The sequence below is a fragment of the Yersinia sp. 2542 StPb PI genome (assembly GCF_048593855.1).
Classification (GTDB): domain Bacteria; phylum Pseudomonadota; class Gammaproteobacteria; order Enterobacterales; family Enterobacteriaceae; genus Yersinia; species Yersinia enterocolitica_E.
This window is the reverse complement of the sequence record NZ_JAZGQA010000092.1, coordinates 1-17568: the sequence shown is the minus strand read 5'-3', so window position 1 is coordinate 17568 and position 17568 is coordinate 1. Positions and strand designations below refer to the sequence as shown.

Below are 17568 nucleotides of genomic sequence, written 5' to 3'. Positions count from 1 at the left end.
CTATTAAAATATTAAACAGTATTTCTTCTTGTCGGCTGAATTCCTCCGGCTTAGCCTTTAAATAAGACTTATCGTTAGGATCATGATTAACTAATTCTTTGATAGTGCAAAAAGTTTGAGAAACAATACCCACTAAACCCATAAATACCACCTTAAAAAACATTTCCCATAATGAATACGTTCATTAATGGTGCTGCCTATAAAGTCTGTATTTTATGCTGGCTTAAATAGCGGCCATATCCACTATTTACCCCACCCCCACCTTAAATAACCTTAATTTCAGCACAGAGTAAAAAAACAAAACCCCCTGCAAGTTTCAGCTTACAGGGGGTTGGCATGACAAACTTAACGCAGTATTACATCAGTGGCTGAGCCATCTGAACCAGCGAAATCAGCGGTTGCGGGTAAATACCCAGGAACAGCACCAGAATCGCGGAAATCAGCACTACCACACCACCGGCAGTCAATGCCCAGTTGCTTGGTGTGTCACGCACCAGTGTTTCCGGCGCGCTGAGGAACAGGCTCACCGTCACACGCAGATAGTAGTACAGGCCGATGGCACTGCCTAAGACCACCGCACCAGTCAACCACCACAGGTTGGCACTCACACCCATTGCGACCACAAAGAACTTACCAATAAAGCCCAACGTCATTGGGATACCGGCCAGTGATAGCATCATTACGGTCATCACCGCCGACAGAATTGGCTTGTGCCAGAACAGACCACGGTAAGAGAACAGCGATTCTGCATCCGGGCCTTTGTACGGGCTGGACATCAAGCTAACCACACCGAACGCACCCAAGCTGCTGAACAGGTAACCGGCCAGATAAACACCGACGGTTTCCAGTGCCAACTGATGGGTCTGCACCGCCACCAGCGCAATCAGCAAGTAGCCAAGGTGCGCGATAGAAGAGTAACCCAGCAGACGCTTGATGTTGGTCTGGCTGATAGCCATTAAGTTACCGAACAGTATTGATGCCACCGCAATCAAGGAGAGCACCAAACGCACCGCTTCACTGTCGGCAGCCGGCGCGTACAGGAACAAGCGCATGACTACCGCAAAGATGGCAATCTTACTGGCGGTCGCCAGGAAGGTAGATACCGGAGCGGGAGCCCCCTGATACACATCAGGCGTCCACAGTTGGAACGGCACCAGCGACAACTTAAAGCCAAGACCAACAATCATCATCCCGAGGCCCGCCAGAATCAGCGGCTGGTGGATAGCGGAGTCACTTAGGCTTTTGCCCAGACCGGCGAAAGACAAACTGCCAGACTCCGCATACAGCAGCGCCATCCCGAACAGCAGGAATGACGATGCCGCCGCAGACAGCAGCATGTATTTGATACTGGCTTCCAGTGAACGCTTCTGGCGATAGGCATAACCAATCAGGCCAAACAGCGGCAGGGAGATAAGCTCAATACCCAGGAACAGCGACGCCAGATGGTTGGCACTGGCTAACAGAATGCCGCCCATGGTAGCAATCAGCACCAACAGGTAGAACTCCTCGCGGTTATCTGGATAGCCATTTAGCCAAGGATAAGCAAAAGTGCTGGTTGCCAGACTGGCAACAATCACCAGCCCGGTATAGAACATCGCATAGCCGTCAACCCGCATCAGCGGCGTGACATCCATCGGCCCGACCTGGCCGACAAAATAGAGTGACAGCAGCGCCAGGTTAAGCCCGATGACCGTCAGGGTGGCGTTAATAAAGTGATCGCGTCGCCACGCAATGGAGAGCATCACAACCACCACCGTCAATCCGACGATCAACAGCGGTAGCATTGCGATCAGTTGTTGAGGAGTTATTGTCATGGCGAATTACGGCCTTGTAGTTGTAATAGATGAAGCATTGAACCACTGCTGTACATTACTCATCGCAGCATGGGAGGTGTCAAGAATCGGCTGCGGGTAAACCCCCAGCAACACTAATAACACCACTAACAGCAGGATGATGGACAGTTCCCTTGCGCTCATGCCCGGTAACGCTTCTTGTGATTTTGGCGCACCGTAATAAGCACGCTGCATCATGATAAGCGAATAAACCGAAGCAAAGACCAGACCAAAGGTAGAGATCACGGTAATCACCGGAACCACCTGGAAGCTGCCAAACAGGATCATAAACTCGCCGACGAAGTTACCGGTGCCCGGCATCCCCAGTGTAGCTACCGCGAAGAACAGCGATAGTGCAGGCAAGTATTTGATTCGGCCCCACAGGCCGCCCATCTGACGCATGTCACGGGTATGCAGGCGCTCATACAACTGGCCACAGATGATGAACATACCGGCGGCAGACAAGCCGTGGGCAATCATCTGGATAACCGCACCTTGATAAGCCAGTTGGCTGCCGGTATAGATGGCAATCAATACAAAGCCCATGTGCGACACGCTGGTATAAGCAATCAGGCGTTTGATATCAGTCTGACAGAAGGCCATCCACGCACCGTAGAAGATACCGATGACACCTAACCACATGGCGATAGGTGCAAACTCATGAGAGGCGTTCGGGAACAGCGGCAGACTAAAGCGCAGTAAACCATAAGCTGCGGTTTTCAGCAAAATCCCCGCCAGGTCAACAGAACCTGCGGTTGGTGCCTGACTGTGTGCATCTGGCAACCAACCGTGCAGTGGCACAACCGGCATTTTTACCGCAAAGGCGATAAAGAAGCCCAGCATCAGTAGATATTCCACATTGTGGGACATCGGCGTCTTCAACAGATCTTCGTAGTTGAAGGTCCAAATACCGGTGGCGTTGTAGTGCACAAACACCAACCCCAAAATGGCAATCAGCATGATAAGACCGCTGGCCTGGGTATAGATGAAGAACTTGGTTGCCGCCGCGATACGGGTTTTACCGTCTGATGCTTTGTGACCCCACAAGGCAATCAGGAAGTACATCGGCACCAACATCATTTCCCAGAAGAAGAAGAACAGGAACATGTCGATGGCGAGGAACACGCCGATAACCCCACCCAGAATCCACAATAGATTCAGGTAGAAGAAGCCCTGATTGCGCTGAATTTCACGCCACGAACAGAGGATAGCCAGCACACCTAGCAGGCCGGTTAGCACCACCATCAGCAGTGATAACCCATCCAGCGCCAGATGGAATTCAATACCAAACCGTGGGATCCACGGCAAGATGAACTCTGATTGCCACTGCGGGATACCCGCTGGGTTAACCAGTGAATAGTTGCCCTGCCCCCACAACAGCAAGGAGAGCACCAATGTCAGCCCCATCGCGAATAGCGCTATCCAACGCGGTACCTTAGTACCGAAGCGCTCACACTGCCAAGACAGCAGGCCGCCGATAAAGGGGAGAAGAATTAGCCAAGGTAATAGCATGGCGTTTTGTGTCCCTAATTAAACGAAAAGCAACAGAGCCAGTACGACGACTGCACCCAAACCCATAGACGCGACATACCAACGCACCTGTCCATTTTCACTGAGCGTCAAACCGCGATTACTCCAGCGCGAAAGTATCGCCGGGGTATTCATCAGTGAGTTCAGCGGATCACGCTGCAATAGCCTTGCAATCCACAAATACGGGCGGACAAACACATTGTGGTACAGCCAGTCGAAGCCCCACGCATGGAACCACCAGACCGTAAAGAAGCGGCCCGGCGCACTTTGCGCGATGCTGTTGACCAACTGACGCTTGCCCAGATAGAGTGCCGCAGCCAGTGCAATCCCGATAACCACTAACACGCCGGAGAAGATTTCCAATGGCATTTTACCCTCTTCACCGAAGTGAAGCTCTGGCAACACACCCGCCAGCGGTGGTGTTATCAGCGCGCCGACGAAAGTCGACAGCACCAGCAGCACCATCAGCGGCAGGCTGTGAGTGATCCCTTTAACCGGATGCGCTTTGGTTTTTGGCTCGCCGTGGAACACAATGAAAATCATACGGAAGGTATACAGCGCGGTGAGGAATGCCCCAACCAGCCCGGCGACCATCAGATTGATATGACCACTGGCCAATGCGCCCCACAGAATTTCGTCTTTACTGTAGAAGCCTGCGGTAACCACTGGCAGTGCAGCCAATGCCGCGCCACCCACCAGGAAGCAGATATAAACCAATGGGATCGTCTTGCGCAGACCGCCCATTTTGAAAATATTCTGCTCGTGGTGACAGGCCAGAATCACTGAACCCGAAGAGAGGAACAGTAACGCTTTAAAGAAGGCATGGGTCATCAGGTGGAAAATGGCGGCATCCCACGCCTGAACGCCCAGCGCCAGGAACATGTAGCCAATCTGGCTCATGGTGGAATAAGCCAGCACCCGCTTGATGTCGGTTTGCACCAGCGCGGCAAAGCCTGCCAGCACCAGGGTTACCGCACCGATAATGCCCACTAAATGCAGCACTTCAGGCGCCATCAGGAACAAGCCGTGGGTACGCGCAATCAGGTAGACGCCCGCAGTCACCATGGTTGCTGCATGGATAAGCGCGGAGACCGGGGTTGGGCCTGCCATTGCATCGGCCAACCAGGTTTGTAACGGCAACTGTGCCGATTTACCCACCGCACCACCGAGCAACATCAGCGTCGCCCAGGTAATGGCGGTAGAGCCCATTTCCAGTTTCTGCGGTGCCAATACCATCAGCTCGCGAATATTCAGCGTACCCAGTTCTTGGTAAAGGATGAACAGGGCAATGGCGAGGAATACGTCACCAACGCGGGTCACGATAAAGGCTTTCATCGCCGCCGCGCCGTTGGCCGGATTGGTGTAGTAGAAACCGATCAGCAGGTAACTGCACAGACCCACCCCTTCCCAACCCAGATACATCAGCATCAGGTTATCTGCCAACACCAAAATCACCATGCTGGCGATAAACAGGTTGGTGTAGGCGAAGAAGCGAGAGTAACCCTCCTCCCCACGCATATACCAAGAGGCATACATGTGAATCAGGAAACCCACGCCGGTGACCACAGACAACATGGTCAGCGACAGGCCATCCAGTGTCAGGGTCAACGGAATGTTGAAGGTGCCAACCGACATCCAGTTCCACAACGTCTGGTTAAAGACTTGGACACCGGTGGCCTTTTGGCTGAGAAAATCCACAGCAACATACAGTGTGACCAACGCCGTCAGGCCAATCGATCCCACCCCGACCGTGGCTGAGGTATTTTCAGACCAGCGCCCACGGGAGAATGCCAACAGCAAGAAGCCCAGCAGTGGCAGCAGAATTGTTAAATATAATAGGTTCATCCGCGCATCTCACTGACTGTATCGATATTCAGAGTATGACGGCGACGATATAGCTGTAACAGCAATGCCAAGCCAATACTGGCCTCCGCTGCTGCCAGCGTGATCGCCAGGATATACATCACCTGACCGTCAGCCTGACCCCAATAACTGCCCGCCACAACAAAGGCGAGCGCCGCTGCGTTGATCATCACTTCAAGGCTTATCAGCATAAACAACAGATTGCGACGAATCAGCAACCCCGTCAGCCCTAGCACAAACAGTATGGCCGCCAGAATCAGGCCATGTTGTAGAGGGATCATGCTTGTTCCTCCGTTTTTCTTTTCGCGCTGTCGCTCGCGCCCATCACGTCACCCGGCTTATGTTCGCGCCCGATATGGAAGGCAACCACCAGGCCGGCCAGCAACAACATTGACGCCAGTTCAACTGCCAGCACATAAGGACCAAACAGGCTGATACCCACAGCTTTGGCATCGACCATTTCACCGCTAATACCGGAATCAGTCACTGAACTGATGGCATAAATCAGTACCGACAGCAGCACCAGTGCTAGCAAGCCAGGGCCAATCCACAGACTCGGTTTCAGCCAGTCGCGCTCTTGTTGTTCGACGTTGCCCAAGTTCAGCATCATCACCACGAACACGAACAGCACCATAATGGCCCCGGCGTAGACGATGATTTCCAACGCACCGGCGAAATAAGCACCCAGCGAGAAAAACACCGCCGAAATAGCCAGTAAAGAGATAATCAGGTACAGCAGCGCATGTACCGGGTTGGCGTGAGTGATGACGCGAATAGTCGCCACCACTGCCACCAATGCTGCAATATAAAATGCAAATTCCATGGAAAGCGGCTCCTAAGGCATCAGACCTTTAACGTCAATCGGTTTGGCTTCGTTTTCGGCTTCGCCTTTCTGCTTGCCGTCTACTGCCATACCGGACATCCGGTAGAAGTTATATTCAGGATATTTACCCGGGCCGGAGATCAACAAGTCTTCTTTCTCATACACCAGATCCTGACGCTTAAATTCACCCATTTCGAAATCCGGCGTTAGCTGGATAGCAGTTGTTGGGCAAGCCTCTTCACACAAACCACAGAAAATGCAGCGGGAGAAGTTGATACGGAAGAACTCAGGATACCAGCGGCCATCTTGGTGCTCAGCTTTCTGTAATGAGATACAGCCAACCGGACAAGCAACAGCGCACAAATTACAAGCAACGCAGCGCTCTTCACCGTCAGGGTCACGCGTTAACACGATACGACCACGGTAGCGCGGCGGCAGGTAAACCGGCTCTTCAGGATACATTTGGGTTTCACGCTTGTGGAAGGCATGAAGGCCAATCATCCACAGGCTGCGCACTTGGGTGCCGAAGCCAACCACTAACTCTTTCAACGTCATGGTTCATTCACCCCTTATTGAGCGTTGTACAAAATGACCGCGGCAGTCGCCAGCAGATTCAGCAGGGTCAACGGCAGACAAACTTTCCAGCCGAATGACATCACTTGGTCATAACGTGGGCGCGGCAAGGATGCACGGATCAGAATGAACATCACCATGAAGAAAGCCGTTTTCAGCGCAAACCAGATAAATGGCGGCAGGAACGGACCTTGCCAACCACCGAAGAACAGAGTGACTATCAGAGCAGAGACGGTCACGATACCGATATATTCACCGACGAAGAACAGACCGAATTTCATACCGGAATATTCAATGTGGTAACCATCGGCCAGCTCTTGTTCAGCTTCTGGCTGGTCAAAGGGATGACGGTGACATACTGCAACACCCGCAATGGCAAAGGTCAGAAAACCAAAGAATTGCGGAATAACATTCCAGACGTGTTCCTGAGAGTTAACAATATCCTGCATATTGAACGAACCCGCCTGTGCGACTACGCCCATCAATGATAAGCCGAGGAACACTTCGTAGCTCAGGGTTTGCGCCGATGCACGCATCGCCCCTAACAGAGAATATTTGTTATTACTGGACCAACCAGCGAACAGCACGGCATATACCGTCAGCCCGGCCATCATCAGAAAGAACAGAATACCGATATTAAGGTCCGCAACCGCCCAGGTCGGGCTGACCGGGACGATGGCGAAAGAGAGCAGCAGTGAGGTAAAGGCAATCACCGGGGCCAGCGTAAAGATAGCCTTGTCGGAGAAGCGCGGAACCCAGTCCTCTTTGAAGAACATTTTGATCATGTCAGCAACCAACTGCAATGACCCGCCCCAACCGACACGGTTTGGCCCGTAACGGTTCTGGAACAAGCCCAGCAGGCGACGCTCGCCGAAGCTCATAAATGCGCCGCAGGTCACCACCACCAACAAAATCACTACCGCTTTCAGGACAGAGATTAAAATCTCAATCAATTCAGGGGTAAACCAGCTCATAATACTGCCTCCCGCAGATTCTCAACCAGCGCGCCCACCATAATCGGCGGAATGCCCGGTAAGCCAAGCGGCAAGCCGACCTGACCCCGAGCCAAGGTTTCACTCAGACGCACTGGCAGACGCAATGTCTGACCGGCACAGTTGAACTCCACCAGCGTACCGAGGTTAACCCCGAGCGTTGCAGCATCGGCTGGATTGACCATCACATAAGGTGCTGGCATGCGCTGCTGGATGACATCTGAGCGCTGCGACATCTCTTCGCTACCAAATAAATGGTAGTAAGGGGCAATCTGCCAGCCATCAGCCTGCGCGGTAAAGGCTGCCGGTACTGAATCAAAGTAACCGAGCGTCCCCTCACCTGCTTCAATCAGGCGCACACCCGGATCACCAAAGCGCAAGCTCCCCCCCACTTCAGCCTGGAATTTGTTCCATGCCTGCGGTGAGTTCCAGCCCGGTGCCCAGGCAAATGGGATCTGCTGACGATCGGCCAATGGGCTGTTGTTCCCTTCCATTGAGAAAGCGAACGGCGTGTCGATATCCTGTGGCTGACGCGGTTCATGCACACTGATATCCGCGCGCATAGCCGTGCGGCCGCTGTAACGGATAGGTGAACGCGCCAGTTTCTGACCACGTATACGGAAGGTCGCATCCGGTGCCGCTTCAACAATACCTTCCAACTGTGGTAATGCGCGAACACAAGCCGCAATCACGTGATCCAGTTGCGTCCAGTCCACATGGCGATTGGTATAGGTTGAATGCAGCGAGTGCAGCCAGCGCCAGCTTTCCAGCATGATGCTGTTGTTTTCCGGTTTTTTCGGGTCGTCGTAATAGGTTGGATCGTAAACCTGGAAGAAACGCTGAGCGCGGCCTTCCTGATTGACCAGCGTACCGTCGCTTTCAGCAAAGCTGGCGGCAGACAGAATCAAATCTGCTTTTGCCATGATCGCGGTGCGTTGATGATCAACCACGATCACGTTGGCTGCTTGCTCCAGCGCGGCGTCAACTTTGTCTTGCGCCGCATGGCGATAGAGGTCGTTCTCCATCACGATAACGCTGTCAGCATCACCACGGGTCAACAATTCCAGCGCACTCTCCAGTGAACCACCGCCAATCATGGTCAAGCCGATGCTGTTCGCTGCACTGGCAACAAAGGTGATACCCACATCAGAGCCACGGCCTTTCAGCGCGGTTGCCACGTTAGCTGCCGCAGCAATGATGGCTTCGCTGCCTGCATTGCTGCCGGTCACGATCAGTGGTTTCTTCGCGCCCGCCAGGGCCTGCACGATGATATCCACTTTGCCTTTCAGCGCAGGGTCCAAATCCGTGACAGCCGGTGACGATGCATCCAGCGCGTTAGCGATAGCAAAGCCTAAACGTGCCTGATCATCCACCGGTGCGCGGTAGTTCCACGCCGCGATATCATCCATACGGGTGTTATCAACGTTAGTGATAAACAGCGGATGTTTAGCGTGCTGACCGATATTCATAATCGCCGCGATTTGCCAGTCAGCCACTTTCTGTGCTGCAGCCATTTCACGGGCTTTGCCTTTCACCGCCTGACGGACAGACAGTGCGATACGTGCGCCAGTCTGGGTCAAATCCTCACCCAGAATCAGCACCGCATCGTAGCTTTCAATCTCGCGCAGCGATGGTGTGTAAACCCCACCTTCTTGCAGCACTTTCAGCATCAGTTGCAGGCGTTGTTGTTCACTCGCGGCAATACCGGTATAAAAGTTTTCCGCACCGACCAGCTCGCGTAACGCGAAGTTACTTTCCAGGCTGGCACGCGGTGAACCGATACCGATGGTTTTCTTCGCCTGACGTAAAATATCCGCCGCCCCCTGCATTGCCTGTTCGGCATTCAGGTGGATCCAGTCATTACCACGCAATTGTTGTGGCTGACGTGGGCGGTCTTTCAGGTTGACATAGCCATAGCCAAAGCGGCCACGGTCACACAAAAAGTAGTGGTTGACGCTGCCGTTATAGCGGTTCTCGATGCGGCGCAATTCACCGTAGCGTTCGCCAGGGCTGGTGTTACAACCCACGCTGCACTGCTGGCAGATACTTGGCGCAAACTGCATATCCCATTTACGGTTATAACGTTCGGAATGGGTTTTATCGGTGAATACTCCGGTCGGGCACACTTCTACCAGGTTGCCAGAGAACTCGCTTTCCAGCGTGCCACTCTCAGTACGACCAAAGTAGACGTTGTCGTGCGCGCCATAAACACCCAGATCGGTGCCATCAGCGTAATCTTTGTAGTAACGCACACAACGATAACAGGCTATACAGCGGTTCATTTCGTGTGAGATGAACGGACCGAGATCCTGATTCTGATGAGTACGTTTACTGAAGCGATAGCGGCGGAAACTGTGTCCGGTCATCACTGTCATATCTTGCAGATGACAGTTACCCCCTTCTTCACAGACCGGGCAATCGTGTGGGTGGTTAGTCATCAACCATTCAACCACACTCTCACGGAACGCTTTGGCTTCGCCGTCATCAATGGAAATAAAGGTTCCATCGGTGGCCGGGGTCATACAGGACATCACCAAACGCCCACGGGTATCATCGGCGTTTTGGTATTGCTTTACCGCACATTGGCGGCAAGCGCCGACGCTTCCCAGCGCCGGATGCCAGCAAAAGTAAGGAATATCGAGTCCCAGGGAGAGACAAGCTTGTAACAGGTTGTCGGCCCCGTTTACGTCGTATTCTTTGCCGTCTACATGAATCGTAGCCATATGCATGCTTCCAAATGACCTACCTTACGGCAGGCGTTAATCCAAAATTCTGACCCCACGGCAAAACCGTAAGGGTATCTATGCTACCAGCGCGCTTTTAACAGGTTTGGTTGAATACCGGCTATGGCTCGGGTGTTGCCATAGTCCTTGTTCGCGATCCCGGCTTCGAATTCTTCGCGGAAATATTTGATAGCACTTTGTAGTGGTTCAACCGCGCCCGGCGCGTGAGCACAGAAGGTTTTGCCCGGCCCCAAGAAGCGGCAAAGTTGTTCCAGTGTCTCAATGTCGCCCGGCTGACCTTCGCCGCGCTCCAGTGCGCGCAGGATCTTCACGCTCCACGGCAACCCATCGCGGCAAGGAGTACACCAGCCACAGGATTCACGGGAAAAGAACTCTTCCAGATTGCGCACCAGCGGTACCATACCGATCTCATGGTCTACCGCCATCGCCAGTGCGGTGCCTAACCGGCTACCTGCTTTGGCAATATTCTCGAAGTCCATCGGTAAATCCAGATGATCAGCAGTCAGGAAGTCGGTCCCTGCCCCACCCGGCTGCCAGGCTTTGAATTTTAAGCCATCGCGCATGCCACCGGCGTAATCTTCCAGAATTTCACGCGCCGAAATACCAAAGGGCAGTTCCCACAGACCAGGGTTTTTCACCCGGCCAGAGAAGCCCATCAGTTTGGTACCGGCATCGTTACTCTTACCCGCCGTGATCCCCTGATACCAGTCAACGCCGTGCTCAAGAATGGCCGGAACGTTACACAGGGTTTCAACGTTATTGACGCAAGTCGGTTTGCCCCATACCCCGGACGATGCCGGGAAAGGCGGCTTGGAACGTGGATTGGCGCGGCGGCCTTCCAGCGAGTTAATCAGGGCGGTTTCTTCACCACAGATATAACGGCCAGCACCGGTATGAACAATCAGTTCAAAATCAAAACCGCTGCCCATGATGTTTTTGCCCAGCAAGCCGGCTTCGGTTGCTTCGCTTATCGCACGGCGCAAATGCACGGCAGCTTCGATATATTCGCCACGCAGGAAGATGTAGCCGCGGTAAGCTTTCAGCGCAAACGCACTGATCAGCATCCCTTCCACCAGCAGATGAGGCAATTGCTCCATTAGCAGACGGTCTTTATAGGTACCCGGCTCCATTTCATCGGCGTTACACAGCAGATAGCGGATGTTCATGCTTTCGTCTTTTGGCATCAGGCTCCACTTTAAACCGGTGGAAAAGCCTGCGCCGCCGCGCCCTTTCAGGCCAGCGTCTTTTACCAAATTGACAACATCAGGAGCTGCCATGCCTTTTAACGCTTTTTCAGCACCCAAGTAGCCGTTTTTGCTGCGATATTCATCCAGCCATACCGGTTGTTTGTCATCGCGCAAACGCCAGGTCAGCGGATGCATTTCTGGCGTGCGAATAACCTCTTTGGTAAAACCCGAATTAGTTGTCATGGATATTGCTCCAGTAACTTCTCAATATCTTCAGGTTTCAGATAGCTGTGGGTATCGTCGTCGATCATCATGGTCGGACCGCGATCACAGTTGCCCAAGCAGCAGGTTGGCAGCAACGTAAAGCGGCCATCAAACGTGGTCTGGCCCGGCTCAATACTGAGTTTCTTCGAAATCGCGGCCTGAATCCCTTGATAACCGGTGATGTGACACACCACGCTGTCACAATAACGGATCACATGACGCCCAACCGGTTGACGGAAGATCTGACTGTAGAATGTGGCCACACCTTCGACATCGCTGGCCGGGATACCCAGCACTTCAGCAATGGCGTGAATCGCCCCATCTGGCACCCAACCACGTTGTTTCTGCACAATTTTCAGTGCTTCGATCGACGCGGCGCGGGCATCTTCGTAATGGTGTTTTTCATGCTCGATAGCATCACGTTCTTCAGCACTCAACTCAAAAACTTCAGTTGTGGTCGCCGGTTCAGCCGCATTGACTGCCAGATCCACCACATTTTGGCTTTCGTTATGATTCTGAGTCTCTTTTTGGTAGCTCATAATTAGCGGTCCACATCAGACATTACAAAATCGATACTGCCCAGATAGACGATCAGGTCAGATACCAGGCTGCCACGGATAACCGAGGGGATCTGCTGCAAATGGGCATAGCTTGGCGTACGTATCCGGGTGCGATAGCTCATAGTGCTGCCGTCACTGGTCAGATAGTAGCTGTTGATCCCTTTGGTCGCTTCAACCATTTGGAATGATTCGTTGGCTGGCATTACCGGACCCCATGAAACTTGCAGGAAGTGGGTAATCAGCGTTTCGATATGTTGCAGCGTACGTTCTTTCGGCGGCGGCGTCGTCAGTGGATGGTCAGCCTTAAATGGCCCTTCTGGCATGTTTTTATAACATTGCTCCAGAATGCGCAGGCTTTGACGTAACTCTTCCACTTTCAGCATCACGCGGTCATAACAGTCGCCGTTATTCCCGACCGGAACTTCAAAATCAAAGTTTTCATAGCCGGAATACGGACGCCATTTACGCACGTCAAACTCAACCCCGGTGGCACGCAGGCCAGCCCCGGTCACACCCCATTCCAGTGCTTCTTTGGCATTGTAAGCAGCAACGCCGATAGAACGCCCTTTCAGGATACTGTTCTGCAACGCCGCTTTGACGTAGGAATCGAGCCGTTTTGGCATCCAGTCAAGGAAGTCACGCAGCAAACGTTCCCAGCCGCGTGGTAAATCATGCGCCACACCACCAATACGGAACCAGGCCGGATGCATACGGAAACCGGTAATCGCTTCAACCAAGTCATACACTTTCTGACGATCGGTAAAGGCGAAGAACACTGGCGTCATTGCGCCTACGTCCTGAATAAAGGTACTGATATACAGTAAGTGACTGTTGATACGGAATAATTCAGACAACATTACCCGGATGGTTTTAACGCGATCAGGAACCTCAATACCCGCCAGCTTTTCAACTGCCAGTACATAAGGCATTTCGTTAACACAACCACCCAGATATTCGATACGGTCGGTGTAGGGGATGTAGCTGTGCCAGGACTGGCGCTCGCCCATCTTCTCCGCACCACGGTGGTGGTAACCCACATCCGGTACGCAGTCGACAATCTCTTCACCATCAAGCTGTAACACGATACGGAACGCACCATGTGAAGAAGGATGGTTCGGACCGAGGTTAAGGAACATAAAGTCCTCGTTTTCGGTGCCGCGCTTCATCCCCCAATCTTCGGGTTTGAAGGTCAGAGATTCCATCTCCAGATCCTCTTTCTGCTTGGTCAGCACAAAGGGATCGAATTCGGTAGCACGCGCCGGGTAATCTTTACGCAGCGGGTGCCCTTCCCAAGTCTGCGGCATCATGATGCGCGTCAGATGTGGGTGACCATCGAAGGTAATACCGAACATTTCCCAAGTTTCCCGCTCATACCAATTAGCATTGGGGAAAATCTTAGTCGCTGTGGACACGTGCAAGTCTTTTTCAGACAGTGCCACTTTCAGCATAATGTCGCGGTTACGCTCGATGGAAAGCAGATGATAGAAAACAGAAAAATCCGCTTCAGGGAGGCCCTGGCGGTGAGTACGAAGACGCTCATCGACACCATGCAAGTCGAACAGCATGACATACGGCTTCGGTTGTTTTCTCAGGAACGTCATTACTTCCAGCAATTGCTCACGCTTTACCCATACCACGGGCATACCGGTACGGGTCGCTTGAACAACAAAGGCCTCAGGCCCAAAACGGTTCGACAGCTCGCTAATCACCGGATCATCGAGATGGTCACGGGTCTGCCATGCAGGCTGAGTGCTATCGGACGTCGTTAAATCGGTCATTATTTATTCACCACACTGTTTTTTCACCACACTGAATGTGTCATTTTGTGGTCATTTGCCGCACACATGTTCTGGAAGAAAATCATTCATTCCCAAAACAAATCACTTACGCACCGCGATCCTGAGCCGTTATTTTTTCCAAAATAACAAGCTTAGATCTCGTCAGGTGTACGCAGGTTAGTTACTGCAATTCGTTCAGCATGCTTACGTTCTCTTTCTGGTTGCATATTGGCGCGGTAAACGCCTTGGTCACCTACAACCCAAGAGAGAGGACGGCGCTCTTTACCGATAGATTCCTGTAGCAGTAACAGTGCTTGCATATAAGCTTCAGGGCGCGGTGGGCAGCCAGGAATATACACATCGACCGGTAGGAATTTATCCACGCCTTGTACTACGGAATAGATATCGTACATGCCGCCGGAGTTGGCACAGGCACCCATGGAGATAACCCACTTGGGTTCCAGCATTTGTTCATACAAGCGCTGAATAACCGGGGCCATTTTGGTAAAACAAGTGCCCGCCACGACCATGAAGTCAGCCTGACGCGGAGAAGCACGCAGCACTTCCGCACCGAAACGTGCCACATCATGTACGGCAGTGAACGAGGTCACCATCTCCACATAACAGCAGGAAAGACCGAAGTTATACGGCCAAAGAGAGTTCTTACGCCCCCAGTTCACCATGTCGTGCATGGCGTTCTCAAGTTTACCCATGTAAACACTACGGTGGACATGTTGCTCGAGAGGATCGCCGCTGACGGTTTCCTGAGTTTGCAGGGGGTAACGGTCATTCTCACCGTTAGGGTCTATGCGGGTGAGCGTATAGTCCATGTTAATGCCTCGCTGTATTTATTGACCACTATACCCTTTGTACTTAGAGCTGCAGGGTTGTTAGCTACTTTCACTCACCCGAATCACTGACTTGAGTCAGTTCATCGGGATTAATGAGCCTCATGGTTGAGACTCACCCTACGGGCTAGCATACATGCGGTTCAAATCGTGACCGATTTATCGCCCGCTTGCTGCCGACCTGCAACGCCAAGATCGTTAGGTATATCTTGTGGAGGACTGCTGGCGTATTTGACTATGCTCGGTTTGCTCACTCGGCGATTAGAACGCGTAGGAGTCCAATCCAGCGCGCCGATACGCACCAGATAAACCAAACCAGCCAAGAGCACCAAAATGAAAATGGTTGCTTCGATAAAGCCTACCCAGCCACTCTCACGAATAGAGATTGACCACGCATACAAGTACAGGGCTTCAACATCGAAAATAACGAAGAACATGGCGACCAGATAAAACTTGGCGGACAAACGCATACGCGCCGAGCCAACCGAGTCAATACCGGACTCATAGGGGACATTTTTGGCGCGGGCCCGAGCTCTCCCACCCAGAAAGAACGCACCCAATAGCATCAAGCCGCATAACCCGATAGCGCCGATCAGAAATACAGCGAACGCCCAATGATGAGCGATAACTTCAGTGGTTGTTGACATACTCATTGCTTACTCATCAAAAGTGGCGTCGGACATCCTGCTCTTATGTTGGCAATTAGTGCACCACATCGATTCAAAGGGAAGGATAAAAACCACACGAAACACACTGTCTTTACAACTGTTTAGCCAGTGTTTTACTGTGGGCTTTTTACTCCTTTCAGTAACCTTTTGTCAACTTTGACAAAAGTAACTACAGATTAATTTACAAACGCACGATCTTACTTAACATTTGGTGCGAAGTATAAAGCTAAATCGAGTCAGTAATTTGTTAAGTCAGAACATACACATATAACCCAACGTGGAAAGTTCGCTTTAACTATACCATTGTCTCAGGAATAACCGGTTCTTCCACTCACTAGCTAGGGGTATTTTTTTGATCCAGAACACGTTTTGAGTGTTATTTCATAAATATTCGGCATGAAAAGTTGTTTTTTTAAAAAAATAAATAATGGAACGCTGTTTTAATAAAAAACAAATAACAGAAAATGAGCAGAAATATTAACCACTGTCTTTATCTGGTTTATTCCCTCTGATCCAGTACGCAGATATACCGCTAAATGAAATAAAACGACGTTTGAAGCATGAAATTAAACTGGAGTAGTAGAAAACTGTTTTTTATAAAAGGTATAAATAAAAAAGCCCCTAAAATAAGGGGCTTACGATTTTTTAATCACGTTAGACGATCAACTGTTCTCGTCTATTAAATAATCAGAATCCAGCACTAAATCCGATCCAGACTGCAAACCATGTTGGTGGCCCGTCTGCATGGCATCGAAAATGGCTAAAGCCAATTCGTTGCCACACTGATTGTCTTTACATAATGCATAATGTGTTTCAGGCAACCGAGGTAGCCCTTCTGTTTCACCCAGTACGCGTAAATCAGGACTCATCATCTCTATTGGCCTGGCGGTCACACCCAGCCCTGCCCTGACTGCCGCACGAATGGCAGAAAGTGAAGAGGCTACATAGGCGATTCGCCATGCAATACCGGCTCTGGTCAGATTTTCTATTGCCATATCGCGAAATGGGCTTGGCTCATCCATCACCACTAACGGTACCGATTCACCGGACTGGAACTGATAGTCGGCGGAACAGTACCAAAGCGTAGGTGATGTCCTTAAGATCACATGAGGATGAGTGTCGACCTTGGCTGTAGTAATAGCCAGGTCCACTTCGCCATTACTCAGCATATCAGCGATAAATGGACTGCGTTTTACCCGCACATCTATCGCTAGCCGAGGATATAGCGTCGCCACTCGGTTCAGCAAGAAAGGCAACAACGTATCGGCAGTATCATCAGATGCGCCGATAATGAGTGACCCTTCTATATTGCTGTACATAAGTGACGTACAAGCTTCATCGTTGAAACGCAAAATTTTTCTGGCATAGCCAAGTAACTGGAGACCATGTTCAGTCAATAATTTGTTACGCCCATGGCGGGCAAATAACTCCTTACCGACTAACTGTTCTAACCGTTGCATTTGTTGGCTAACTGCTGACTGAGTGCGACAAACCGCTGCGGCAGCAGAGGCAAAAGTATTCAAGTCAGCAACAGCTACAAAGGTTCTAAGCAGATCGAGGTCGAGATTAATTATCGGACGATTTGCATTTGTCATAGTGTATTCTTCACTTTTTTGAATTCTAATTACAAACTACCCTGGTGTATAAGTATCGCGCCATCAATAAGGGACAACGCTAAGTATGACAGTACCCCACTCACTAGAGTAGGGCAAAAAATTTACTTATATTTCGTTACCGTTATCTCTTTTTATAAAAATCTATTGAGTAAGTTATGTATTCATTTGTGAATACGGTCATAAAAAACCACTAAATCTTCGATTAATGAAGATTTTTTTCCTTTAGGATCTTGCTTTTCCTCAGGCATTTTTAAGTGCTGCAATGCTATTTTAATTAAACAAATCCGCAC

14 protein-coding genes are annotated in these 17568 nt (G+C 51.3%); all 14 read right to left on the bottom strand.

Annotated elements, in window-relative coordinates:
• Nucleotides 1–356 precede the first annotated feature (356 nt).
• The 14 genes from nuoN to rovM all read right to left on the bottom strand — a co-directional run bounded on the left by nuoN (nucleotide 357) and on the right by rovM (nucleotide 17257).
• Nucleotides 357–1814: an NADH-quinone oxidoreductase subunit NuoN gene (gene nuoN, locus V1952_RS12690; RefSeq protein WP_372559469.1), complete on the bottom strand. Its 1458-nt coding sequence runs from the start codon at nucleotides 1812–1814 to the stop codon at nucleotides 357–359.
• Between the two features lie 6 nt (nucleotides 1815–1820).
• Entirely contained in the window at nucleotides 1821–3344 is a 1524-nt protein-coding gene (gene nuoM, locus V1952_RS12685; protein ID WP_083158262.1) for an NADH-quinone oxidoreductase subunit M, read from the bottom strand.
• Nucleotides 3345–3362: 18 nt separating this feature from the next.
• Nucleotides 3363–5207, bottom strand: a complete 1845-nt coding sequence (nuoL, locus tag V1952_RS12680; RefSeq protein ID WP_372559470.1) for an NADH-quinone oxidoreductase subunit L — start codon at nucleotides 5205–5207, stop codon at nucleotides 3363–3365.
• Nucleotides 5204–5506, bottom strand: coding sequence for an NADH-quinone oxidoreductase subunit NuoK (gene nuoK / locus V1952_RS12675; protein ID WP_032815102.1), 303 nt, complete (start codon nucleotides 5504–5506; stop codon nucleotides 5204–5206). Before nuoK ends, nuoL begins: the two co-directional genes overlap by 4 nt.
• Nucleotides 5503–6048: an NADH-quinone oxidoreductase subunit J gene (gene nuoJ / locus V1952_RS12670; RefSeq protein WP_372559471.1), complete on the bottom strand. Its 546-nt coding sequence runs from the start codon at nucleotides 6046–6048 to the stop codon at nucleotides 5503–5505. The genes nuoK and nuoJ overlap by 4 nt, the downstream gene beginning before the upstream one ends.
• Nucleotides 6049–6060: 12 nt before the next feature.
• Nucleotides 6061–6603 carry an NADH-quinone oxidoreductase subunit NuoI gene (nuoI, locus tag V1952_RS12665; RefSeq protein ID WP_004704400.1) on the bottom strand — a complete coding sequence of 181 codons (543 nt, stop codon included), beginning with the start codon at nucleotides 6601–6603 and terminating at the stop codon, nucleotides 6061–6063.
• Between the two features lie 14 nt (nucleotides 6604–6617).
• Nucleotides 6618–7595 carry an NADH-quinone oxidoreductase subunit NuoH gene (gene nuoH, locus V1952_RS12660; protein ID WP_049613037.1) on the bottom strand — a complete coding sequence of 326 codons (978 nt, stop codon included), beginning with the start codon at nucleotides 7593–7595 and terminating at the stop codon, nucleotides 6618–6620.
• Nucleotides 7592–10336 carry an NADH-quinone oxidoreductase subunit NuoG gene (gene nuoG / locus V1952_RS12655; protein WP_420071762.1) on the bottom strand — a complete coding sequence of 915 codons (2745 nt, stop codon included), beginning with the start codon at nucleotides 10334–10336 and terminating at the stop codon, nucleotides 7592–7594. The genes nuoH and nuoG overlap by 4 nt, the downstream gene beginning before the upstream one ends.
• An 83-nt stretch (nucleotides 10337–10419) precedes the next feature.
• A complete protein-coding gene (gene nuoF, locus V1952_RS12650) occupies nucleotides 10420–11787 on the bottom strand; it encodes an NADH-quinone oxidoreductase subunit NuoF (RefSeq protein ID WP_050085129.1) in 1368 nt (455 codons plus the stop codon).
• A complete protein-coding gene (nuoE, locus tag V1952_RS12645) occupies nucleotides 11784–12347 on the bottom strand; it encodes an NADH-quinone oxidoreductase subunit NuoE (RefSeq protein WP_227746524.1) in 564 nt (187 codons plus the stop codon). Before nuoE ends, nuoF begins: the two co-directional genes overlap by 4 nt.
• 2 nt (nucleotides 12348–12349) lie before the next feature.
• Nucleotides 12350–14146 (bottom strand): NADH-quinone oxidoreductase subunit C/D, encoded by a 1797-nt coding sequence (gene nuoC, locus V1952_RS12640; protein WP_420074849.1) that lies wholly within the window; start codon nucleotides 14144–14146, stop codon nucleotides 12350–12352.
• A gap of 152 nt (nucleotides 14147–14298) precedes the next feature.
• Entirely contained in the window at nucleotides 14299–14976 is a 678-nt protein-coding gene (locus tag V1952_RS12635; protein WP_002210278.1) for a NuoB/complex I 20 kDa subunit family protein, read from the bottom strand.
• 161 nt (nucleotides 14977–15137) lie between these two features.
• Nucleotides 15138–15647 (bottom strand): NADH-quinone oxidoreductase subunit NuoA, encoded by a 510-nt coding sequence (gene nuoA, locus V1952_RS12630; protein WP_372559475.1) that lies wholly within the window; start codon nucleotides 15645–15647, stop codon nucleotides 15138–15140.
• 677 nt (nucleotides 15648–16324) lie between these two features.
• The gene (rovM, locus tag V1952_RS12625) at nucleotides 16325–17257 is read right to left on the bottom strand and encodes a virulence transcriptional regulator RovM (RefSeq protein WP_083158258.1); all 933 of its coding nucleotides are present in this window, start codon (nucleotides 17255–17257) and stop codon (nucleotides 16325–16327) included.
• Nucleotides 17258–17568: the final 311 nt, after the last annotated feature.